Source organism: Rhodoferax mekongensis, from assembly GCF_032191775.1.
Classification (GTDB): Bacteria; Pseudomonadota; Gammaproteobacteria; order Burkholderiales; family Burkholderiaceae_C; genus Allorhodoferax; species Allorhodoferax mekongensis.
Genome location: NZ_CP132507.1, coordinates 2,753,912 through 2,774,881 on the forward strand (window position 1 = coordinate 2,753,912; position 20,970 = coordinate 2,774,881).

Genomic DNA, 20,970 nt, shown 5'->3' on the forward strand with positions numbered 1-20,970 from the left:
TCCCTCATGCGCTACGTCGGCTTCCGCATACCAACTTTCATGCCATTTCGGCCAGCGCCAGCCCACCTTCCAGATGCCACACCTGGGTGTGGCCGCGCTCCCGCAGCAAGGCTGCGGCCTGCCTGCTGCGTGCGCCACTGCGGCAGAACATCACCAAAGGCCCCAGGGCCTGAGACATCTCTGCAGGCATGGCCTGGCGCAGGGTTTCGAGCGGCATGTTGAGCGTGGCAGTTTTCGCCGACAGCGATGCGGGCAGCAAATGGCGACCGGCCTCATGTTCTGCCACATCACGCACATCGACCAGCCGGGCATCCGGGTACAACTGCAAAAAGGCCGACAGCGCCTCGCAAGACAGCGCGCCGTCTTCACCGGCTTCGTCGGTCAGGCTGTGGCCAACGGGAGAGTTCATCTGCGCGACCTCTTGCGCTGGCATGGCGCGCAATACCTGACCACAGCGGGCGATGCGGGCGCAGGCTTCCTCAATGAAAGCGTCATCCACGATCGCGCCTATGGACAAGCGCACCGCGCCCAGGGTCTGCCACTCAGTCAAGCCCATGGCCTGCAACACATAGCTGGGCTCGGCCTTGGCCGCGCTGCAGGCGCTGCCCGCGCTGATGCGCATGCCCGCAGCATCAAACACGTTGAGCAGGGTTTTGCTGGACAGGCCCGGAACGGAAAAGTTGAGTGTGGTGGGCAAGCTGCCCTCGAAGGGCATGTTGAACACCACGTCCGGAAAAGCGGCTTGCAACGCACCCGCCAGGCGGGCCCGGTCGCGGGCCAGTTGTTCGTGAGAGCGGAAGACCCCTTCCCCGCCCTGCTCCAGCACTTCCAGCACAGCACCCAGCGCGGCAATGCCGGGCATGTTTTCAGTGCCGGCGCGGCTGCCGCCTTCCTGGCCGCCACCGGCCATGAGCGCTGTGTAAGGGCTGCCAGCGCGCACATACAGCATACCTATGCCCTTGGGCGCATACAGCTTGTGGCCGGAGAACGGCGCGTAGTCAATGCGGGTGGCCGCCAGGTTCAAATCAAGCTTGCCCAGTGCCTGCACACAGTCCACCAGCCACAGCGCACGCGACGCGCTGCTTAGCAACACGGCTTCGATGCCGGCAATATCCGACAACACGCCCGTCTCGTTATTGGCCGCCATGGTGCACAACAGGGTCGCGCCCGGCAGGTGCTGCTGCAGGTACGCCATGTCATGCAACCCTTTTGTGTTCACTGGCACGGTCAGCACCGGCAAGTTCAGTCCCAGCAGCCGGTTCCAATGTGCCACGGCTTGGGGCACGGCCTTGTGTTCGGTCGCACCCAGCAGAATAGGCCCATCCACCGCTTCGCCTGCATCGCGTCGGGCCCGCACCTCACACAGGGCGGACAGCACCGCGGTTTGAATGCCTTCCGTCGCGCCGCTCACAAACAGCAGTTGCCCGTTGCCCGTGCCCAGCACCCGTGCGGCTCGGGCGCGTACGCCGTCCAGCAAAGCCTTGGCGCGCAAACCTGTGCTGTGGCTACTGCTGGGGTTGCCGAACTGGCCCATGAGCATGCGCATGGCCGCATCAGTGGCGGCTGGCAGCACGGGGGTGGTGGCATTGCAGTCCAGGTAAATCTCGTGGGCAGGTGCGTGCATGGCAGGCTCAAAAAAGGTGGCAATGAAGCACTCGATGGTAGGCACCTCGCCACAAACGAACATTCCATTTCCTACTGCATTTAGTCAGAACATAGAATATTCATTCCATCAAATAGACGAACACAGCAATGGCAGCCTACAAAGAACTGGACAGAACCGACCGCGCCATCCTGAGCGAGCTGCAACAGGACGGCAGCTTGTCGGTAGCCCAACTCAGCGAAAAGGTCGGCCTGTCCACCACCCCGTGCTGGAAGCGGGTGAAGAGCATGGAAGAGTCGGGCCTGATCGAAAAGCGCGTGGCCATCGTCAACCGCGAACAAGCCGGCCTGCCGGTCACCGTGTTTGTGAGCCTGCGCACCAACCGGCACGACGAAGCCTGGCTGCGTGAGTTTGCCGCCGCCGTGGCCGGCATGCCGGAGGTGATGGAGTTCCACCGCATGAGCGGCGATGTGGATTACCTGCTCAAGGTAGTCGCCGCCGACATCGCTGGTTACGACCGCTTTTACAAACGCCTGATCCAGCTGGCCCAGCTGGCGGGTGTGTCTTCGGCCTTCTCGATGGAGCAGATCAAAAGCACCACAGCGCTACCATTGTGATAGCGGCTTGCGCATATTCCATGGGCGCTAGGGGCCTATTTGTCTCTATAGCTGTTTGATTGCATCACATGGCGACATATCCGCTCATGCAGAAACAGAGCGAGCGAATCACCCGCTTGGGGGATGTTTGCTGGCTGGCAACGCAATTACACTGAACGCGAACTACTGCAGGGTTTGGCGTTTTTTTTATTGCGATTGAAGGCATTGAAACATGCCGAAAATCCAGTGCCCATGGGGCTTTAAAGGGAAATCAGATGTCCAACTTATGGAACACGGGCCTACGTTTAGCGCAGGTTTTGCTCTGGTCATTGAGCTAGGCATTACGCATACCACCATGGCTCCCTTCGTCATTTACCCCAGTCGCAGTCGTGTGTTTTTGATCTTTCTTGGTTCCGTCACATTTGTAGCTGCCGGCGCCTTGATGCTATTGCTTCCGCTCAATGAGATAGGAATCACAGGAAAAATTGTCGCGTTGCTGGGTGTTGCCTTTTTCGGTAAGACTGGGCTATTTGCTCTAACCCGACTGATCTCAAATAAGCCAGCTCTTGCCATTGATAGCAGAGGGATAACTGACCATGCGTCAGCTCTATCGGTTGGGTTTATTCCATGGTCAGACATTATTGGTGCTGGAATTTGCACGTTTCAAAAGCAGAAGTTTCTCGGCATTTCACTTCGAAACCCAGAGGAATACTTGGAAAAAGCATCTGCATTCAAGCGAATACTGATGAAGACCAATTCGTCATGGGTTGGCTACGTGGTGGTGATCCCACAAGTCACTATATCAATGCCGGTCGAGGACTTGTTAGTGCATGTAGATAAGTACAGGCATATGGATGGACGAATACCCAATGACTAACACTACATCCAACGGGACGCCTAGCGGCGCCCGTTAATTCGAACGTTGGCGTCGCAATGCGTTCAACCATCTTCTTAGTGCCCCTCCTGCTGGCCTCGTTTTCGGCGCAAGTGGCTGAAAGCGGCCGCCCCTCAGGCGCAAACTGCACGCGCGAGGCACCGCCTGAGTCGGCCGGCGAAGAGTCCAATCATGGAATCACGCTACGCGTCTATCCAAGAGCTCGAGAAATTGATTCCAAGTACACCGGCTGCCAACTCGTGTGGGCACCGAACGGGGAAAAGTGGACTATTGTTTCTGTAGTCGCAATCGAAGGCTGAGATCCTGTTCGTGTCTGGGCGCCTGATGATTCGAGTTCTGAACTCTTAGCCTGTCGGTACAAGAATGGAAAGGTTGTAGCGGGCGATGCCGACAACTGCGCGGTGCACGAGTTCCTAATCATGAAGTCACTCGCCCCGGGTTGCGTGGCAAAGCTCCGCAAGACAGTAGCTGAGGGCGGCATTGGTACGCCTTGGCCAAAGGGATGCAACTATGAATAGAGTGACGCCTAACAAACGTTGCCCACAGCCCGCCACTGCATCCATCGGCCGGGTCGCAACTCTTTTCAGCTTCACCGATTCGCTACTATTTTCATAGCTGATCGTGCACTATCTACTGGCGCTAGAGGCCAATTCCTCTATCCATCAGACCGATGCAGTTACCTGTGCCCGCACGTAAGCCCTATCCCCCCGCTGAAACACCTTGTCGCCGGGCAATACATCCCCAGGTGCGTAATTGGGCCCGCTGTTCAGACGTTCGTACACCGGGTCGAAGTCGATGCGAGCCAGGTCCAGCAGGCAGTCCAAACTGTCGAGTACGAAGTAGCACTCCTGAAAATCGTCGATGCGGTAGTGGGTGCGCATGACGCGCTCCAGGTCAAAGCCGATGCGATGGGGCGATGGGCTTTGCACCGCAAAGCCACTCTCGGTGAATGACGAGGCAATGCCTGCACCGTAGATGCGCAGAGCCTCCTCTGCGCCGCTTGCGCCCTGCACTTGCTCCTTCACCAGACCGAACTCCACCGTGTACCAGTACACCCGCGCCAGCTCGGTGAGCTTGCCGATGCGCTGGGCTCGCAGGCCTGCCTCGCCATAGAGCTGGATGAAGTCCGCCATGACCGGGTGCATGAGCATGGGCACGTGGCCGAACACGTCGTGAAACACGTCGGGCTCTTGCAGGTAGTCCAGTTGATCCGCGCCGCGGATGAAGTTGCCGCTGGGGAAGCGCCGGTGGGCCAGGTGCTCAAAAAACACCTCATCCGGCACCAGACCCGGCACGGCCACTACCTGCCAGCCTGTGCGGGGCTTCAACACATCGTTCAGGGCGGCAAAGTCAGGAATGGTCTCTGCGTTGAGGGGCAAAGCGTGCATGCCTTCCACAAACTCGCGGCAGGCCAGTTGGGGCAGCATTGCGGTCTGGCGCTCAAACAGCGTCTTCCAGACGGCGTGGTCTGCGGCGCTGTAATGCGCCCAGTTTTGGGGGATGGTGAAGTCGTCCACCGCGCCACTCCCTCAACGTGCGGCCAGCACCGTGCCCCGGCAATCGCCAAAGCCGATGCGCCGGGCACCCGCAGCTTCGCAAGCACCGCGCAGGATGACGGTGTCGCCATCCTGGAGGAAGGTGCGCACTTCGCCGTTGGGCAAGGTGATGGGCTGCTTGCCGCCCTGGGTCAACTCCAGCAACGAGCCGCCCTGCTCCGGCGCCGGACCGGACAAGGTGCCGGTGCCCAGCAGGTCACCCGCGCGCAGGTTGCAACCGTTGACCGTGTGGTGGGCGACCAGCTGCGCCAGCGTCCAGTACGCGTCCCGCATATTGGACTGCGAGAGGCGCACGCCGCCCTCGCTTGCAGCGCGCATGGCGGGCGTTTGCAGCCAGACTTCGAGTTGCACATCCAGCGCGCCCTGAGCGCGGTTGGCTGCGCTCTCCAGATAGGGCAAGGGCTGCGGGTCGGCGGCGTCGCGCACAAAGGGCGCGCGAAACGGAGCCAGCGCTTCCATGGTCACTAACCAGGGCGACACGGTGGTGGCAAAGTTTTTGGCCAGAAAAGGGCCTAGGGGTTGGTATTCCCAGGCCTGTACATCGCGTGCGCTCCAGTCGTTGAGCAGCGTGAGGCCGAAGATGTGTTCCTCTGCATCCGCTATGGAAACAGGAGCACCCAGCGCATTCCCCATGCCGACCCAAGCCGCAATTTCCAACTCGTAGTCCAAGCGCGCACTGGGGCCAAAATCCGGCACCGTAGCACCCGGCTTGAGCGTTTGGCCCTTGGGGCGATGAAACTGCTGGCCACTGGCGCCGATGCTGCTGGCCCGGCCGTGGTAGCCGATGGGCACCCATTGGTAGTTGGGTAGCAGCGGGTTGTCCGGGCGAAAGAGCTTGCCCACCGTGGTGGCGTGGTGGATGCCGGTGTAGAAGTCGGTGTAGTCCCCCACCTCGCAGGGCAGGCCCAGCTCCACTTCGGTCTGGCGCAAGAGTGCATCGGCCCACACTTTTTGCAAGGCTGAACCCTCACACAAGCCTTCCCAAATAGCCATGCGCAGTGCGCGGCGCTGGGCCACGGGCGCGGCCATCAGGCGGTGCATGTCGTTGTGGTCGATCAGGCCGGTGGCGTGCAGGTCCAACACGCGGTCGCCAATGGCCACGCCAATTTGCCAGGGCTCCAACACGTTGTGGCGGAAGCGGCCGAATGGCAGGTTCTGGATCGGGAAGTCGGTGTCCGGCGCGTTGGCGGACTCGACCCAGCTTTGCGTGTCGGGCGCGTGGGTGGCATCCATGATGTTAGGCACTGCGCTCATGCTTTCGCTCCGAATTCGTTGGCGTGCAAAAAGGCGGCGTGTTTGGGCGCGCGCTTGGTCACGCTCCACTCCTCCAACATGGCCCACTTCACCTGGTCCATGTGCGCCAGCTTGGCCTGTTCGTCGGGGTCCGGGCACGACAACTCCAGCCGGTGGCCGTTGGGGTCAAAGAAGTAAATGCTGTGGAATATGCCGTGGTCGGTTACGCCCAACACGTCCACACCTTGCGCTTCGAGGTGCGCTTTGAATTCCAGCAACTCGGCCCGGTCTTTCACCTTGAAAGCAATGTGCTGCACCCAGGCAGGCGTGTTGGGATCGCGCCCCATGGGCGGCTGCGTGGGCAGCTCAAAGAAGGCCATTACATTGCCCTGCCCTGCGTCCAGAAAGACGTGCATATACGGGTCGGGCGCTTTGGTACTGGGCACCAGGTCTTCGGCAATCGCCAGCACAAAGTCCATGTGCAGCATCTTCTGGTACCAGAGCACGGTTTCCTTGGCGTCTTTGCAGCGGTAGGCCACGTGGTGGATGCGTTCTATTTTCATGGTGTCTCCTCGGGTCGCGTGCTGTCGAACTTATGCCACTTCGAGTGCGCCACGGCGCATCTGGTCGCGCTCCAGTGACTCAAACAAGGCCTTGAAGTTACCCTCACCAAAACCTTCATCCCCCTGACGCTGGATGAATTCGAAGAACACCGGGCCGAGCTGGGTTTGCGAAAAGATTTGCAGCAGCAGGCGCGGCTGCCCGCCTTCGGTAGAGCCATCCAGCAAGATACCGCGGCTTTGCAGCTCCGCCACGGGCTGGCCGTGCCCGGGCAGGCGGCCTTCCAGCATTTCGTAGTACACGTCGTTGGGCGCGGTCATCAAGGGCACGCCCGCCATGGCCAGCTTGTCCACGGTGCTGACCAGGTCGTCACAAATCAGCGCGATGTGCTGAATGCCCTCGCCGTTGAATTGCATCAGGTATTCCTCGATCTGGCCGCCGCCCTGGCGGGACTCTTCGTTCAACGGAATGCGGATCTTGCCGTCCGGCGCGGTCATGGCCTTGGAAGTGAGGCCGGTGTACTCGCCCTTGATGTCGAAGTAGCGGATTTCGCGGAAGTTGAACAAGCGCTCGTAAAAGTCGGCCCAAAAGGCCATGCGGCCACGGTAGACGTTGTGGGTCAGGTGGTCGATCAGCTTCAAGCCGTGGCCCACAGGGTGGCGGTCCACACCCTCGATAAATTCAAAGTCGATGTCGTAAATCGACTTGCCGTCTTCAAAGCGGTCAATCAGATACAAGGGCGCGCCGCCAATGCCCTTGATGGCGGGCAGGTTCAGCTCCATGGGGCCGGGGCGCAGCTCCACAGGCTGGGCACCCAGTTCGAGCGCGCGGTTGTAAGCGTGGTGGGAGTCTTTGACGCGGAATGCCATGCCGCAGGCGCTGGGGCCATGCTCGGCAGCAAAGTAGCCGGCCACGCTTTTGGGCTCGCGGTTGACGATGAAATTGATATCGCCCTGGCGGTACAACACCACATCTTTGGAACGGTGCTTGGCCACCAGCGTGAAGCCCATGCTCTCAAACACGGGCTCGATCACGCCCGCGATGGGCGACGCAAACTCCACAAACTCGAAACCCATCAGGCCCATGGGGTTCTCAAACAAATCGGTGGTGGTGGTGCGCATGGCAAGGCTCCTCGAAAGCGTGTTTTGAAAAGCTTGATTGTGGGCAAATGGCACTGCAATGGGTATGCAAGTTTGGCACCGAACACTCTTCTTATGCATAATTTGTGCATGAATATTAAAAATTTTGAAGATTCACTGCTTGATAGTTATGACATCAGTCTTCTTGCTGCACTGCAGCGTGATGCCTATGCCACCCACCAACAGATCGGTGAGCAGGTGCATCTGTCGGCCTCACAGGTCAGCCGGCGGGTGCAGCGCCTGCAGGCTGGTGGCTTTGTGCGACGCTATGTCGCCCTGCTGGAGCCCCAAGCACTGGGCCTGGGCGTGCGTGCCATGAGCTATGTCACGCTGACCCGCCACGGGGGTGATGAGGGCGCCGCATTCGAGACCGAAATCGGCTCCATCCCCGAAGTGCTGGAGTGCTATTCGGTGGCCGGTGAGTCGGACTACATCCTGCACATCGTCTGTGCGGATTTAGCGGTGTTGTCCGAGCAGGTTTTGCGCCGCATCACCCGCATCCAGGGTGTGGGCAGCATCCGGTCCAACATCGTGCTCAACTGCATCAAGAGCAGCACCGAGTTGCCGTTGGGGCACTTGGGCCGATAAGTCCGTGCCCGTTGGACATGGCGGTCCACTATGTGCGATAGCGCACAGACTGCCGTGTGCCCTCATCCACACACTGCGAGGACCAAGTCACAACACATAAGCGGCTGGCCTTTCACTCAGGGAACCCCATGAAGACAGAATTGGATCCGCGCGAGAACGGGCTACTAGCCTCCCTACCCGAGCAGGAGTGGAAACGATGGCAACCCTGCTTGACGCTGATAGATCTGCCACTGGGCAAAGTCTTGTACGAGTCTGGCGTGATTCAGCAGCAGGTCTATTTCCCCACAAATGCCATCGTCTCACTTTTGTATGTGCTCGGAGACGGTGCGTCTGCGGAAATTGCTGTAGTGGGCAAAGAGGGTATTGTGGGAATATCCCTCTTCATGGGTGGCGGCTCCACCCCTAGTCGCGCAGTGGTGCAAAGCGCGGGCAAAGGCTTTCAAGTGAGTTCGGAGTTCATGAAGTCTGAATTTGACCGGTCTGGGCCTGTGATGCACCTGATGCTGCGCTACACCCAAGCGTTGATAACCCAAATGTCCCAAACAGCCGTGTGCAACCGCCACCACAGCTTGGATCAACAGCTCTGCCGTTGGCTGCTTTTGAGCCTGGATCGCTTGAGTGGCAGCGAACTGGTCATGACGCAGGAACTGATCGCCAACATGCTTGGCGTCCGGCGTGAGGGAGTCACCGATGCAGCACTCAAGCTTCAACGGGCAGGGTTAATCAGCTATGCACGCGGCCATATCAGTGTGCTCAACCGACCCGGACTGGAACAACGCACCTGCGAATGCTATGACGTCGTGAAAAAGGAGTACGAACGCTTGCTCCCCCACTCCATAGCCAGCTAAGTGCGCTGAAGTACAGACGGAGATAGTAGATCGCGCTTACAAACACAGCATCAGGCCAAGCGTGGGCCACTTTACTTTGAATCAAAGGGCTCGTATGGCGATACGTATAAACCTTGCGTTGATTCATGACGAAAAACCGGTGACCAAAACCTGCAGCGATTTCCTGTTTGCGCACTGCCCGACCATGCTGGAGGGCCAGCGTCTGGCTGGTGAGACAGACAGACTGCGGGCAGAGCTCGAGTCACTAAAGAGAGAAATCGCCAGTCTGCGTGAAGAGGAGGCTGTTATCCGACATTCCGCTCGACATGACGAGCTCACAGGACTTCCCAACCGCGCTCACTTCGCAGCGTGCCTGGAGGACGGAATAAAGCAGCAGAGCCTCAAAGACGACCGTCTAGCAGTCTTTTTTATGGATGTTGACCACTTCAAAGAAGTGAACGACCGTTACGGACACGCGGCAGGCGACGCATTGTTGAGAGTTGTGGCCACCCGTCTTCACCGCGCCATGCGCAAGGACGACATGGTCTGCCGCTTGGGTGGTGACGAATTCGCTTGCTTACTTCATGGCATGCCGGACAACACTCAACTAGCGCGTCTGGCGCGCAAGTTACTGGTCTCTATCGCAACGCCTTGTAATTTGAACGGGGTTATGGTTGAGGTGCATATCAGCATCGGGATTGCGACAACACACCAGGGCCATGGCGAAGGCCACAACCTTTTGGCCATGGCGGACGAAGCGATGTACAAGGCCAAACGGTCGAACTCAGGCTATGCGTTTGCCGAGCTGCGCGCACCCGGTGCTTGAATGAACTCCACCCTTCAGGTCAGGCCCGTTGACCTGCCATGCATGGCCTACACTGGAGCGCCCGCCACCTTTAATTCGTACCATGCGCCATTGGATTCTGGCAATTGCTTTCACCGTCACCGCCATCGGCCCTGTAGCCGCGCAGACCACTCGCGAGCTGGCCTACCAATTGGCAGAGACATCCATTGATGACTCCTTCAAGAGTCTCAAACCTGTATTGGACGGCGCCTTCGACAACCTCCAACGCAACGCTGCCAGCAGCGGCAAATCTGACCGGTCGCTGGAAATTTTCATTGAGGAAATGAAAAACGCCTTCAATCGCGAAAACTTCATCAAAGCGATTGCCGAGGTATGGGCTCGCGACATGACGCGCGAAGAGCTACAGCAAGCACTGGAATTCACCAACTCACCTGTGGGCAAGAAATTCCGCACAGTGAGCCAGTCCATGAAAGAACCGCGCAACTTGATGCCCATTTTTCTGGATGCTTGTAGTCGCGCCAGAGCACGGGCGCTCAATGTAGGCATGAACACCGCAGGACTGGATGCAGCCTGCAGCCAGTTCCGCTAAAAAGGCAGGGGCTTATGCCGACGCAGGCGCTCCCGTGCGCTTGCCCACGCCCAGTGCCGCACCCACACTCAGCAACAGCACCAGTGCCGCGCCCAGCAGCGTGGAGCCGTACCAGCCCCGGTCCATGAACACGCCGAACACCAGCGGAGAAATGGCAAAGCCTGTGTCCAAGCCCGAGTACACCAAGCCGTAGACCCGGCCGGTTGCGCCCTTGGGCGTGGCCTTCTTGATCATCATGTCGCGCGAGGGGCCGCCTATGCCCACCGCAAAGCCGGTAATGGCCAACACCACCATGGTGCCGGTCGCCCCCAACAGGCCGGTTCCGCAGAGTGCCAGCAGCACCGCACCAGCCGCCATGGCCAGCGCCACCACACGGTCAGAGTGGCGCGACTTGGCCGCCACAAACCCGCCAATGAACATGCCCACCGCGCCGCACAGCATGTAAGACGAAATGGTGAGCGTGGCCGCCTCAAAACTCACCCCGTGCATGGCTTTGAGGATGGACACCGCATAGCTCTGCACCACGGCCAGGGTCATGGTGGAGAGCAAAAAGAAACCGAAGCACCACCACACCACAGGCAGTTTCATGAAGGCCATGTCGTGCTCCGCCTTCTGGGCACCGGCCACCGGCTCCGGCTTGCGGGCTACCGTGGTGTGCAAATGCGCTCGCTGCACAAACAACAGGGCCATCACTCCGAGGTACATCACCGCTGCCGCCAGATACGCCTGCCGCCAGCCGAAGAGTGCGCCCAAGCCCGCAAAAAACACCGGGGCTAACGCCCAACCCAGGTTGCCGGTCAGGCCATGGGCACTGAAGGCATAGCCCAAACGCGGGGCCGACACCCGCTGGTTCAGGATGGTGAAGTCCACCGGATGGAAGGTGGCGTTGCCCAAGCCGGCCAGAGCTGCCACGGCGAACAAACCGGTGTAGCCGGTCACCATGGAAGCCGCCACGCAGGCGGCAGCAAACAGGGCCAGCGCCAAAAACAGCAAAGGCCGCGCACCTAAACGGTCCACCACAAAGCCGGCACAAGCCTGCCCCACACCGGACACCACAAAAAACACCGTCATCAGCAAGCCCAGCTGCGAATAGCTCAGGCCGAACTCCTGCATGAATACCGGAAAAAGCAACGGCAACAACAAGTGCCCGAAGTGCGAGCTGGCATGGGCCAGGCCGACCAGGCCGATCACGGTGGCATCTTGTTTGAAAGGAGCTGCAACAGCGGCTGGGGCTTGGAGGGTGGTGGTAGTCATGCAGCCATCGTACGACCGTACGGGTTTTCTGGAATGCGACAAAAAGACAATAATCATCGAAAACCCGCCAAGCCGCCATGAGACGCCCCCACCGCACACCCCACCCCTTGCAACCCGTCCCCAGCGATGCATCGCCCAGCCGACCACCCACACGCGATCGCCCGGTGCGCAGCCGCGGGCGCGCGCTGGCCATGCACGCGCACATCGAGCCGCACCAACACGCGTGGTCGCAGTTCACCTACTGCGCCAGTGGGCTGATGCAAGTTACCGTGACGCAAGGAGAACGCGAAACCACTTTCATCGTGCCCCCCAGCCGTGCAGTGTGGATCGCGCCGCAGGTGCAACACAACGTGGTGGTGCTGGAGAGCGCCGAACTGCGTACCGTGGACATCGCCCCCGGGGCTCTGCCGCCGGACTGGACCGATTGCCGCGTGCTCGTGGTGAGCACCCTGCTGCGTGAGCTGATTGGCGCGCTACAGGGCAGCCAAGCCGGTGAGCGGGAGAACGCGCTCATGGCCCTCACGCTGGACGAAATCCGCCGCGCTGATATTCAGGACCTTGGCGTGCCCATGCCCCACCCGGTGCATGGAGACAAGCGCCTGCGCGCCCTGTGCGAAGCTGTGCTGCGCGACCCGGCGGAGAAAAACCAGCTGCGCGAATGGGTGGCCGAGGTGGGCGCCAGCGAGCGCACCGTCGCCCGGTTGTTCCGCGAAGAGCTGGGCACCAGCTACCAGCAGTGGCGCACCCAGGCGGTGCTGGCACACGCCCTGCCCCAGCTCGCCCGCGGCATGCCCATTGCCCAGGTCGCTGCGGCCAGCGGCTACGCCAGCGACAGTGCGTTTTCTGCCATGTTCAAACAGGCCATGGGCCAGGCACCCAGCTATTTCCAGAGCAAGTCGCTATCAAAGTAGGAGCTGCCTGCGCATATTCCATGAGCGCCAGAGTCACTTTTTATATACAACCGGAGCCAACACATGTCCAAGCCCCCCATTGCCATTCGCGCAGCCGACGCAGCGCCCCGCACCAAGCCGTCCAACTACCCCGAGCCTTTTGCTTCGCGCATGACGGGGCGCGAAAAGCGCGCGCTAGGCGATGTGTTCGGGCTGCGCAACTTCGGCGTCAACCAGACCCGGCTGGCGCCGGGCGCCATCTCGGCCCTACGCCACCACCACACCAAGCAGGACGAGTTCATCTACATCCTGCAAGGCCACCCCACCCTGCTGACCGACGAAGGCGCCACAGCACTTGCGCCCGGCATGTGCGCCGGCTTTGTCGCCGGCAGCGGCAACGGCCACCAGCTAATGAACCAGACAGAGGATGACGTGGTGTATTTGGAAATCGGCGACCGAACACCCGGTGACGAAGGCCACTACCCCGACGACGACCTGCAAGCCGTGATGCGGGACGGGGCTTGGGTATTCATGCACAAGGATGGAACGCCATATCCATCCACAAAAACGCCGTAACATTTCAGCGATGAACGCTACCCCGCTCCACCTGCAAACCCCGCTCCTCGAATCCCGCGCCCTCGGCCTCGCCGCACAGCGCACTGTCTGGCTCAAGATGGAGGCGCTGCAGCCGCCCGGCAGCTTCAAGATTCGTGGCATTGGCCATGCCTGCCAGATCCATGCGCAGCGCGGGGCCAAGCGTTTTGTGTCGTCGTCCGGCGGCAACGCGGGCATGGCCGTGGCTTATGCCGGGCGGGTGCTGAACATTCCGGTGACGGTGGTGGTACCGCAGACCACCACAGTGCGCGCGCAAGAGTTGCTGCGACTTGAAAACGCCGATGTGATCGTGCACGGCGCGTCATGGCAAGAGGCCAATGAGTTGGCGCTCTCCATGGTGGGGCCGATTGATGCATTTTTGCATCCGTTTGACGACCCGTTGCTCTGGACGGGCCACGCCAGCATGATGGATGAGGTGGCCAGCGCCGGCGTGGTGCCCGATGCGGTGGTGCTGTCGGTGGGTGGCGGCGGTTTACTGTCAGGCGTGGCGGAGGGCATGGCGCGCAATGGCTGGGGGCACGTGCCCATCATCGCGGTGGAAACAGAAGGTGCCGCCTCGCTGCATGCCGCCATGCAGGCGGGGCACACCGTGGCGCTGGACGCCATCACCAGCATTGCCAGCTCGCTGGGTGCCAAGCGCGTGTGCGAGCAGGCGATGCAGTACACGCAGCAGCGCCCGGTGCAAAGCGTGTTGGTATCCGACGCGAGTGCGCTGGAAGCCTGCGAGCGCTTTCTGAATGACCACCGTGTGCTGGTCGAGCCCGCCTGTGGCGCGAGCCTGGCACTGGCCTATGAAGCGCACCCGGTACTGGCGCCCTACCGCAATGTGCTGTTCGTGGTGTGCGGCGGCGCCACGGCCACGGTGGACCAAATTCGCCAGTGGCGGAAGGTCTGATTCCTTAGGCCTCCAGAGGCATGTGCTATCGAATCAGTAGCTGCTCGCGGATATTCCACGGGCGCTAGCAGCCAACTTTCTCTGAATATCTTCAGGCAGTGACCTGCACACCTTTCCAGAACGCTACGCGGTCGCGGACCATGGCGGCTTCGGGCTTGGGGTCTGCGTAGTACCAGACGGCGTCGATGTTCATTTCGCCGTTCACCATCAGCGAGTAGTAGCTGGCTTGGCCTTTCCAGGCGCAGCTGGTTTTGTGGTTGCTGAACTGCACGTAGTCGCGGTTCAGGCTGCTGGCGGGAAAGTAGTGGTTGCCTTCGACGAGCACGGTGTCGTCGCTCTGGGCAATCACGGTGCCGTTCCAAATGGCTTTCATGGCGGTCTCCGGTGGGGCTAATGAGCTTGCCATTGCAACACAGGCGGCCGCCATGAGCGCCACACGGGGGCAATCGGTTTCGCTTATCCTGTGCCACTACTTGAAAGGCCTCTTATGCGACTGTCCACTCCCCTCCTCCGCCGCACACTGCTGGTGCTGGCCACCGGCCTTTTCGCGATAGGGTCTACCCATGCCCAAAACGCCGTGCGGGTGGGCTCCAAGATCGACACCGAGGGCAAGTTGCTGGGCAACATCGTGGTGCTGGCCTTGGAGGCCAACGGCATCAAGACGGAAAACAAGGTCTCGCTGGGCAACACCAAGGTGGTACGCACCGCCCTGCTGGCCGGTGAAATTGATCTCTACCCCGAGTACACCGGCAACGGCGCTTTCATGCTGGGCGACGAAAACAGCAAAGCCTGGAAAGACCTGCGCGCTGGCTACGAGCTGGCCAAGAAGATGGATTTTGAGAAAAACAAAATCGTCTGGCTGGAACCCGCCAATGCCAACAACACCTGGGCGATTGCGGTACGCAAAGACATCGCCACCGCCAACAAGCTGCGCACCCTGGACGACATGGGCCAGTACATCGCCAAGGGCGGTGCCTTCAAGCTGGCCGCCTCTGCCGAGTTCATGGAACGTGCTGACGCCATGCCCGCCTTCCAGGCCGCCTACGGATTCAAGCTGCGTGCGGACCAGGCACTGGTGCTGGCCGGTGGCGACACCGCTGCCACCATCAAGGCAGCTGCCGAGAAAACATCGGGCGTGAACGCTGCCATGGCCTACGGCACCGACGGCCCGGTGGCCGCGCTGGGCCTGGTAGTGATGGAAGACCCCAAGGGCGTGCAGCCGGTCTATGCCCCGGCGCCGCTGGTGCGTGAAGAAGTGCTCAAGCGCTACCCCGCCATTGCCACCGTGCTGGCGCCCATCTTCAAGTCGCTGGATGGCCCCACCCTGCAAACCCTGAATGCCCGCATTCAACTGGAAGGCCAAGACCCTCGCAAGGTGGCTACTGCCTACCTGCAAAGCAAGGGCTTCTTGAAGTAAGCCGCTGAGTGGAAGAAGCGCCTGCCCACCGCTGGAACCCGGTACTGGCGCTGTGTGTAGCGCTGGCGCTGGGGGCCGCGTGGGCCCTGCCCTTTGTACGGGTCGCACCGAACCGGCTGCTGTCTGGCGAGCCGGTTTTCCTCACGGACTTGCTCACAACCCACACGAGCTGGGCCGGCGCAGCGCTGTTTGTGGCTTGGCTGTGCCTCGCCATCGCGCGGCCGCACAAACGGTTCACCCAGGCCAGCGTTGCGCTGCTGATGGCCATGAGCCTGGCCGGCCTGTGGCTGCTGGCTGGCCAGCACGCCAGCACGGCCAGCCAAGGCGATAACCCTCTGACCCGTACCGCGCTGGGTGCGGGCTTCTGGACGCTGGCAGCGCTGGCTTGGTTGGCGGCGCTGGACGCGGTCACCCGTTTGCAACTGGCCACCCTGCCACGCTTGGTGATGCAAGGTGCCTTGTTCGTGCCCCTGTTGCTGTCACTGGGCGCGGGGCAGGACTTGTCCATCGCCAAGGAATACGCCAACCACAGCGATGTGTTCGGCCCCGCCATCATGCGCCACCTGCAAATCGTGCTGTTGGCCATTGCACCGGCCGTGACCATCGGCGTGCCGCTGGCCTGGCGCATGAGCCGCGCGCGGGGGCTGCGTGAGACCTTGTTCCCGGTGCTCAATGTGATTCAAACCATTCCCTCCATCGCCTTGTTCGGCTTGCTGATGGCGCCGCTCGGGTGGCTAGCGGCCCAAGCCCCTGCGCTGGGCCGGCTCGGCATTAGCGGGGTGGGCCTGGCGCCTGCGGTGCTGGCGCTGCTGCTGTATGCACTGCTGCCCATCCTGCGATCGGCGTTGGCCGGGCTGGGGCAAGTGCCGGAGGCTACTGTCACCGCGGCGCGCGCCATGGGCATGACACCACGGCAAGTGCTGTGGCATGTGGAGCTGCCGCTGGCCTTGCCGGTGCTGCTGATCGGGCTGCGCACCGCGGTCGTGCAAACCACGGGCCTGGCCGCAGTGACCGCGCTAGTCGGGGCTGGAGGTTTGGGCAGCATCATGTTTGACGGCTTGTTCAGCGCGGCCAACGAGCTGGTGATGCTGGGTGTGATTCCCATCGTGCTGCTGGCGGTGCTGGCAGACAGTTTTTTCAAGATGCTTGGCACCTTGCTGGAGAAGCCCGCCGCATGATCACCTTTGACCACACCTGCAAGTCGTATGACGGCACACCCGCCATCACCGACCTGAACCTGAACATCGCCCAAGGCGAACTGGTGGTGTTGCTCGGGCCTTCGGGCTCCGGCAAATCCACCGCCCTCAAGATGATCAACCGCATGGTCGATCACGATGGCGGCCGCATTCTGCTGGGTGGTGAAGAAATTTACAGCTTCAATGTGCAGGACTTGCGCCGCCGCATGGGCTATGCCATTCAGTCGGTGGGTCTGTTCCCCCACTGGACCGTGGCGCGCAACATTGCGACCGTGCCCACGCTGCTTGGCTGGGATGCCGCCCGCGTGCAAGCCCGGGTCACGGAGCTGCTGCAACTGCTGGACATGGCCCCCGAGTCATACGCCAGCCGCTACCCGCACCAGCTCTCCGGCGGGCAACAGCAGCGGGTGGGCGTGGCGCGTGCGCTGGCTGCCGACCCTGATGTGCTGCTGATGGACGAGCCCTTTGGCGCGCTGGACCCGGTGACCCGCGCGACGTTACAACTGGAGCTCAAGCGCATTCACCGCGCCACCGGCAAAACCATTGTGCTGGTCACCCACGACATGGACGAAGCCCTGCTCCTGGCCTCTCGCATCGTGCTGCTGAACCACGGCCGCATTGCGCAAGTGGGCACGCCGCTGGACCTGCTGCAACAACCCGCCAGCGACTTTGTGGCCGACTTTCTGGGGCGCGCAGACTTGGGGCTCAAGCAGCTTTCGCTGCGGCCGATTGCGCCCTTGGTGCAAGCGGTGCCTGGAGCGACACCGACGCATGCCATCGCCGATACCGCCACGGTGCGGGAAGCCATTTCGCAGATGGCTGCGCTAGGCGTGTCGGTGCTGGAAGTGCGCCATGCTGATGGCACCATGCTCGGCCAGGTGCAGGCTGCCGATTTGCTGGAAGCCCGGCATGGCTGAAGCAACCAAAACCAAGGCTGTAATGGCCGCACACAGCCCGCCAAGGCGCCAAAGCCGTTGGTGGGCCGACCGGCTGGCTTGGACCGTGGCAGTGCTACTGGCCCTGGCCTATGGGCTGCCGTATTCACAACCCGTCTTCGCTACGCTGTTCCCCGCCCTGCCGCGCCCGGTGTACCTTCAAGAACCCTTGGCCGGTCTGTTGTGGCAGCACCTTGGGCTGGTGCTGCTGTCCAGTGCGTTGGCTGTTCTCGTGGGCACAGCTGCCGGGTTGGCTACCACGCGGGAGACGGGGCGCGCCTTCAAACCCTTGATGGAAACACTGGCCGCCATGGGGCAAACCTTTCCGCCCGTGGCGGTGTTGGCGGTGGCGGTGCCTGCGGTGGGCTTCGGCGAGTTGCCGGCACTGATTGCCCTCTCGCTCTTCGGGCTACTGCCAGTGTTGCAAGGGACCCTGGCCGGGCTGGAGTCGGTGCCACGCCCGGTGCTGGAATCCGCCCGGGCCATGGGGCTGTCACCTCGGCACATCCTCACCCAAGTGCAGATTCCACTGGCCCTGCCTTTGTGGCTTTCCGGCGTGCGCACGTCCGTCATCATCAACATCGGCACGGCAGCCATTGCCTCCACAGTAGGAGCCAAAACGCTGGGCTCCCCCATCATCGTCGGGCTCTCGGGGTTCAATACGGCCTATGTATTGCAAGGCGCACTTCTGGTGGGCCTGCTGGCGATCTCGGCCGACCTCGCATTTGACCGGCTGGCACGGCAACTGCAGTGGGACGCCATGGCGCCCCAGACGGCTTAGCTGAAGCTGAACTGCCCCGGCGCCAGGATGGGGTCCACCCCCACCTGAATCGTCGATTTGGGCAGGAACTTGCCTTCGAGCAGCAGCTTGGAGAGCGGGTTCTCAATGCGCTGCTGGATAGCGCGCTTCAAGGGCCGCGCACCGAACACCGGGTCGAAGCCCACCTTGGCCAGCTCGGCCACTGCCGCATCGCTCACCGCCAGCGTCAGGTCCATCTTGGCCAGACGTGCCATCAGCGTGGCCAGCTGGATTTTGGCAATCGAGGCGATGTTGGCGGCATCCAGCGAGTGGAAGACCACGGTCTCGTCGATCCGGTTCAAGAACTCGGGGCGGAAGTGGTTTTTCAGCTCGCCGGTCACCGCTTCTTTCACGTCTTCGTAGTCCTCCCCCACCATGCTCTGGATGAGCTGGCTGCCGATGTTGCTGGTCATCACGATGACGGTGTTTTTAAAGTCCACGGTGCGGCCCTGGCCGTCGGTCAGGCGGCCATCGTCCAGCACTTGAAGCAGCACATTGAACACATCGGGGTGGGCTTTTTCCACCTCGTCGAGCAGCAGCACGGCATAGGGTTTGCGGCGCACGGCTTCGGTGAGATAACCACCCTCCTCGTAACCCACATAGCCGGGGGGCGCACCGATCAGACGGGCCACCGAGTGCTTCTCCATGAACTCGCTCATGTCGATGCGGACCAGGTGCTCTTCGCTGTCAAACAAGAAACCCGCCAGCGCTTTGCACAGTTCGGTCTTGCCCACGCCCGTGGGGCCCAGGAACAAGAAAGAGCCGGTAGGCCGGTTTGGGTCGCTCAGACCGGAGCGTGAACGGCGAATGGCATTGGACACGGCGGCAATGGCTTCCTCCTGCCCCACCACGCGGTCCCGCAGCTTGCCTTCCATTTGCAGCAGCTTGTCGCGCTCGCCCTGCATCATCTTGGCCACCGGAATGCCGGTGGCGCGGCTGACCACTTCGGCAATTTCTTCCGCGCCCACCTGGGTGCGCAGCAAGCGATTGGCGCCGCCTGCTGCCGCTTTGCCGGCTTCCTGGTCCTGGGCTTCCTTGAGGCGCTTTTCCAGCTCGGGCAACTTGCCGTATTGAAGCTCGGCCACTTTGGCGAGGTCGCCCTTGCGGGTCAGGCTCTCGATCTGGGTGCGCAGCTTGTCGATCTCTTCGCGCACCTGAGCGCTGCCCTGAGCGGTGGCTTTTTCGGCCTTCCAGATTTCGTCCAGATCGGCAATCTCTTTTTGCAGGCTGTTGATCTCTTCGTTGATCAGCTCAAAGCGCTTGAGCGAGGCTTCGTCTTTTTCTTTCTTGACGGCTTCGCGCTCGATCTGGAGCTGAATCAGACGGCGGTCCAGCTTGTCCATGACCTCGGGCTTGGAGTCCAGCTCGATCTTGATTTTGGAGGCCGCCTCGTCAATCAGGTCGATGGCCTTGTCCGGCAAAAAGCGGTCGGTGATGTAGCGGTGGCTCAGCTCGGCCGCAGCCACGATGGCCGGGTCGGTAATGTCCACGCCGTGGTGCACCTCGTAGCGTTCTTTCAGGCCGCGCAGGATGGCGATGGTGGCTTCCACCGTGGGCTCACCGACCAGAATCTTCTGGAAACGGCGCTCCAGCGCGGCATCCTTCTCGATGTATTTGCGGTACTCGTCCAGCGTGGTGGCGCCCACGCAGTGCAGTTCGCCACGCGCCAGCGCGGGCTTGAGCATGTTGCCCGCGTCCATGGCGCCCTCGCCTTTACCGGCGCCCACCATGGTGTGCAGCTCGTCGATGAACACAATGGTTTGGCCTTCATCTTTGGCCAGGTCCTTGAGCACGTTCTTCAAGCGTTCTTCAAATTCGCCACGGAACTTGGCACCGGCCAAGAGCGCGGCCATATCCAGCGAAAGCACACGTTTGCCCTTGAGGCTGTCGGGCACCTCGCCCTCCACGATGCGCTGGGCCAGGCCTTCGACGATGGCCGTCTTGCCCACACCGGGCTCGCCGATCAGCACCGGGTTGTTTTTGGTGCGGCGCTGGAGCACCTGGATGGCGCGGCGGATTTCGTCGTCCCGGCCTATCACCGGGTCCAGCTTGCCCATGCGGGCGCGCTCGGTCAGGTCGATGCAGTATTTCTTGAGGGATTCGCGCTGGTCTTCGGCGTCCGAACTGTCCACCTTCTGGCCGCCACGCACGGCGTCAATGGCGGCCTCCAGGCTCTTGCGGGTCAGGCCGTTGGTGCGGGCCATTTGCCCAGCGTCGCCCTTGTGGTCGGCCACGGCCAGCAAAAACAGCTCGCCGGCAATGAACTGGTCGCCACGCTTGATGGCTTCTTTCTCAGCCGCCTGGAGCAGCGACACCATGTCGCGCCCCACGGTGACCTGCTCATGGCCTTGCACCTGCGGCAGGCGCTTGATAGCCGCCTCGGCCGAAGCCAGCAAGCCCGCTACGTTGACGCCGGCCCGGTTCATCAAGGCCTTGGGCGCGTCATCCGTGCGGATCATGGCGGCCAGCACGTGGACCGGCTCAATGAAGGCGTTGTCATGGGTGAGCGCCAACGTCTGGGCTTCGGCCAGCGCTTCCTGGAATTTGGTGGTGAGTTTGTCGATTCGCATGGTGTGA

21 protein-coding genes are annotated in these 20,970 nt (G+C 61.5%); 13 read left to right on the forward strand and 8 right to left on the reverse strand.

Annotation, left to right across the window (positions count from 1 at the left end):
• Positions 1–37: 37 nt before the first annotated feature.
• A complete protein-coding gene (locus RAN89_RS13140) occupies positions 38–1,624 on the reverse strand; it encodes an aminotransferase class V-fold PLP-dependent enzyme (RefSeq protein ID WP_313866731.1) in 1,587 nt (528 codons plus the stop codon).
• 128 nt (positions 1,625–1,752) lie between these two features.
• Here RAN89_RS13140 and RAN89_RS13145 point away from each other — a divergent pair, with 128 nt between their 5' ends.
• Entirely contained in the window at positions 1,753–2,220 is a 468-nt protein-coding gene (locus RAN89_RS13145; RefSeq protein ID WP_087494145.1) for an Lrp/AsnC family transcriptional regulator, read from the forward strand.
• Between the two features lie 211 nt (positions 2,221–2,431).
• Positions 2,432–3,076, forward strand: coding sequence for an STM3941 family protein (locus tag RAN89_RS13150; protein WP_313866732.1), 645 nt, complete (start codon positions 2,432–2,434; stop codon positions 3,074–3,076).
• A 680-nt stretch (positions 3,077–3,756) separates the two neighbouring features.
• On the opposite strand, the gene phhA is transcribed toward RAN89_RS13150, so the two are convergent.
• From phhA to hppD, 4 genes are read right to left on the reverse strand one after another with little or no spacing between them, the layout of a single operon-like run.
• The gene (gene phhA, locus RAN89_RS13155; RefSeq protein WP_313866733.1) at positions 3,757–4,611 is read right to left on the reverse strand and encodes a phenylalanine 4-monooxygenase; all 855 of its coding nucleotides are present in this window, start codon (positions 4,609–4,611) and stop codon (positions 3,757–3,759) included.
• Between the two features lie 12 nt (positions 4,612–4,623).
• A complete protein-coding gene (gene fahA / locus RAN89_RS13160) occupies positions 4,624–5,904 on the reverse strand; it encodes a fumarylacetoacetase (protein ID WP_313866734.1) in 1,281 nt (426 codons plus the stop codon).
• Positions 5,901–6,446, reverse strand: coding sequence for a VOC family protein (locus RAN89_RS13165; RefSeq protein WP_313866735.1), 546 nt, complete (start codon positions 6,444–6,446; stop codon positions 5,901–5,903). Before RAN89_RS13165 ends, fahA begins: the two co-directional genes overlap by 4 nt.
• A 30-nt stretch (positions 6,447–6,476) precedes the next feature.
• Positions 6,477–7,565, reverse strand: a complete 1,089-nt coding sequence (gene hppD / locus RAN89_RS13170) for a 4-hydroxyphenylpyruvate dioxygenase (protein ID WP_313866736.1) — start codon at positions 7,563–7,565, stop codon at positions 6,477–6,479.
• A gap of 108 nt (positions 7,566–7,673) precedes the next feature.
• Here hppD and RAN89_RS13175 point away from each other — a divergent pair, with 108 nt between their 5' ends.
• From RAN89_RS13175 to RAN89_RS13190, 4 genes are all read left to right on the forward strand, one after another.
• On the forward strand, positions 7,674–8,171 hold the full coding sequence (locus RAN89_RS13175) for an Lrp/AsnC family transcriptional regulator (RefSeq protein ID WP_313866737.1): 498 nt from the start codon (positions 7,674–7,676) through the stop codon (positions 8,169–8,171).
• A 128-nt stretch (positions 8,172–8,299) separates the two neighbouring features.
• Positions 8,300–9,019: a Crp/Fnr family transcriptional regulator gene (locus RAN89_RS13180; protein WP_313866738.1), complete on the forward strand. Its 720-nt coding sequence runs from the start codon at positions 8,300–8,302 to the stop codon at positions 9,017–9,019.
• A gap of 61 nt (positions 9,020–9,080) precedes the next feature.
• Positions 9,081–9,824, forward strand: a complete 744-nt coding sequence (locus RAN89_RS13185; protein WP_313866739.1) for a GGDEF domain-containing protein — start codon at positions 9,081–9,083, stop codon at positions 9,822–9,824.
• Between the two features lie 82 nt (positions 9,825–9,906).
• Positions 9,907–10,392, forward strand: coding sequence for a DUF2059 domain-containing protein (locus RAN89_RS13190; RefSeq protein ID WP_313866740.1), 486 nt, complete (start codon positions 9,907–9,909; stop codon positions 10,390–10,392).
• A gap of 12 nt (positions 10,393–10,404) precedes the next feature.
• On the opposite strand, the gene RAN89_RS13195 is transcribed toward RAN89_RS13190, so the two are convergent.
• The gene (locus RAN89_RS13195; protein WP_313866741.1) at positions 10,405–11,646 is read right to left on the reverse strand and encodes an MFS transporter; all 1,242 of its coding nucleotides are present in this window, start codon (positions 11,644–11,646) and stop codon (positions 10,405–10,407) included.
• Positions 11,647–11,723: 77 nt separating this feature from the next.
• On the opposite strand from RAN89_RS13195, the gene RAN89_RS13200 reads away from it, so the two are divergent.
• The 3 genes from RAN89_RS13200 to RAN89_RS13210 all read left to right on the forward strand — a co-directional run bounded on the left by RAN89_RS13200 (position 11,724) and on the right by RAN89_RS13210 (position 14,046).
• Positions 11,724–12,557 (forward strand): AraC family transcriptional regulator, encoded by an 834-nt coding sequence (locus RAN89_RS13200; RefSeq protein WP_313866742.1) that lies wholly within the window; start codon positions 11,724–11,726, stop codon positions 12,555–12,557.
• Positions 12,558–12,620: 63 nt separating this feature from the next.
• Positions 12,621–13,112, forward strand: a complete 492-nt coding sequence (locus tag RAN89_RS13205; protein WP_313866743.1) for a cupin domain-containing protein — start codon at positions 12,621–12,623, stop codon at positions 13,110–13,112.
• 10 nt (positions 13,113–13,122) lie between these two features.
• Positions 13,123–14,046, forward strand: coding sequence for a pyridoxal-phosphate dependent enzyme (locus RAN89_RS13210; RefSeq protein WP_313866744.1), 924 nt, complete (start codon positions 13,123–13,125; stop codon positions 14,044–14,046).
• 91 nt (positions 14,047–14,137) lie between these two features.
• On the opposite strand, the gene RAN89_RS13215 is transcribed toward RAN89_RS13210, so the two are convergent.
• Positions 14,138–14,419 (reverse strand): DUF427 domain-containing protein, encoded by a 282-nt coding sequence (locus tag RAN89_RS13215; protein WP_087494170.1) that lies wholly within the window; start codon positions 14,417–14,419, stop codon positions 14,138–14,140.
• Between the two features lie 114 nt (positions 14,420–14,533).
• On the opposite strand from RAN89_RS13215, the gene osmF reads away from it, so the two are divergent.
• Genes osmF through RAN89_RS13235 form a run of 4 tightly spaced genes read left to right on the forward strand, consistent with a single transcriptional unit; the run spans position 14,534 to position 18,375 of the window.
• A complete protein-coding gene (osmF, locus tag RAN89_RS13220; RefSeq protein ID WP_313866745.1) occupies positions 14,534–15,463 on the forward strand; it encodes a glycine betaine ABC transporter substrate-binding protein OsmF in 930 nt (309 codons plus the stop codon).
• A gap of 8 nt (positions 15,464–15,471) precedes the next feature.
• Entirely contained in the window at positions 15,472–16,641 is a 1,170-nt protein-coding gene (locus RAN89_RS13225; RefSeq protein WP_313866746.1) for an ABC transporter permease, read from the forward strand.
• Positions 16,638–17,576, forward strand: a complete 939-nt coding sequence (locus RAN89_RS13230) for an ABC transporter ATP-binding protein (protein WP_313866747.1) — start codon at positions 16,638–16,640, stop codon at positions 17,574–17,576. The genes RAN89_RS13225 and RAN89_RS13230 overlap by 4 nt, the downstream gene beginning before the upstream one ends.
• The gene (locus RAN89_RS13235) at positions 17,569–18,375 is read left to right on the forward strand and encodes an ABC transporter permease (RefSeq protein ID WP_313866748.1); all 807 of its coding nucleotides are present in this window, start codon (positions 17,569–17,571) and stop codon (positions 18,373–18,375) included. The genes RAN89_RS13230 and RAN89_RS13235 overlap by 8 nt, the downstream gene beginning before the upstream one ends.
• Here the strand turns inward: RAN89_RS13235 and clpB are convergent.
• Positions 18,372–20,963, reverse strand: coding sequence for an ATP-dependent chaperone ClpB (clpB, locus tag RAN89_RS13240; RefSeq protein WP_313866749.1), 2,592 nt, complete (start codon positions 20,961–20,963; stop codon positions 18,372–18,374). The genes RAN89_RS13235 and clpB overlap by 4 nt on opposite strands.
• Positions 20,964–20,970: the final 7 nt, after the last annotated feature.

Excerpts from the sequence above, each read along its gene's own strand:
- clpB (WP_313866749.1), bottom strand. The coding sequence starts at position 20,963 with ATGCGAATCGACAAACTCACCACCAAATTCCAGGAAGCGCTGGCCGAA.
- RAN89_RS13205 (WP_313866743.1), top strand. The coding sequence starts at position 12,621 with ATGTCCAAGCCCCCCATTGCCATTCGCGCAGCCGACGCAGCGCCCCGC.
- RAN89_RS13165 (WP_313866735.1), bottom strand. The coding sequence starts at position 6,446 with ATGAAAATAGAACGCATCCACCACGTGGCCTACCGCTGCAAAGACGCC.
- RAN89_RS13195 (WP_313866741.1), bottom strand. The coding sequence starts at position 11,646 with ATGACTACCACCACCCTCCAAGCCCCAGCCGCTGTTGCAGCTCCTTTC.
- RAN89_RS13175 (WP_313866737.1), top strand. The coding sequence starts at position 7,674 with ATGAATATTAAAAATTTTGAAGATTCACTGCTTGATAGTTATGACATC.
- RAN89_RS13180 (WP_313866738.1), top strand. The coding sequence starts at position 8,300 with ATGAAGACAGAATTGGATCCGCGCGAGAACGGGCTACTAGCCTCCCTA.
- fahA (WP_313866734.1), bottom strand. The coding sequence starts at position 5,904 with ATGAGCGCAGTGCCTAACATCATGGATGCCACCCACGCGCCCGACACG.
- RAN89_RS13210 (WP_313866744.1), top strand. The coding sequence starts at position 13,123 with ATGAACGCTACCCCGCTCCACCTGCAAACCCCGCTCCTCGAATCCCGC.
- RAN89_RS13145 (WP_087494145.1), top strand. The coding sequence starts at position 1,753 with ATGGCAGCCTACAAAGAACTGGACAGAACCGACCGCGCCATCCTGAGC.
- hppD (WP_313866736.1), bottom strand. The coding sequence starts at position 7,565 with ATGCGCACCACCACCACCGATTTGTTTGAGAACCCCATGGGCCTGATG.
- RAN89_RS13190 (WP_313866740.1), top strand. The coding sequence starts at position 9,907 with ATGCGCCATTGGATTCTGGCAATTGCTTTCACCGTCACCGCCATCGGC.
- RAN89_RS13215 (WP_087494170.1), bottom strand. The coding sequence starts at position 14,419 with ATGAAAGCCATTTGGAACGGCACCGTGATTGCCCAGAGCGACGACACC.
- RAN89_RS13235 (WP_313866748.1), top strand. The coding sequence starts at position 17,569 with ATGGCTGAAGCAACCAAAACCAAGGCTGTAATGGCCGCACACAGCCCG.
- RAN89_RS13150 (WP_313866732.1), top strand. The coding sequence starts at position 2,432 with ATGCCGAAAATCCAGTGCCCATGGGGCTTTAAAGGGAAATCAGATGTC.
- osmF (WP_313866745.1), top strand. The coding sequence starts at position 14,534 with ATGCGACTGTCCACTCCCCTCCTCCGCCGCACACTGCTGGTGCTGGCC.
- RAN89_RS13230 (WP_313866747.1), top strand. The coding sequence starts at position 16,638 with ATGATCACCTTTGACCACACCTGCAAGTCGTATGACGGCACACCCGCC.
- RAN89_RS13140 (WP_313866731.1), bottom strand. The coding sequence starts at position 1,624 with ATGCACGCACCTGCCCACGAGATTTACCTGGACTGCAATGCCACCACC.
- RAN89_RS13200 (WP_313866742.1), top strand. The coding sequence starts at position 11,724 with ATGAGACGCCCCCACCGCACACCCCACCCCTTGCAACCCGTCCCCAGC.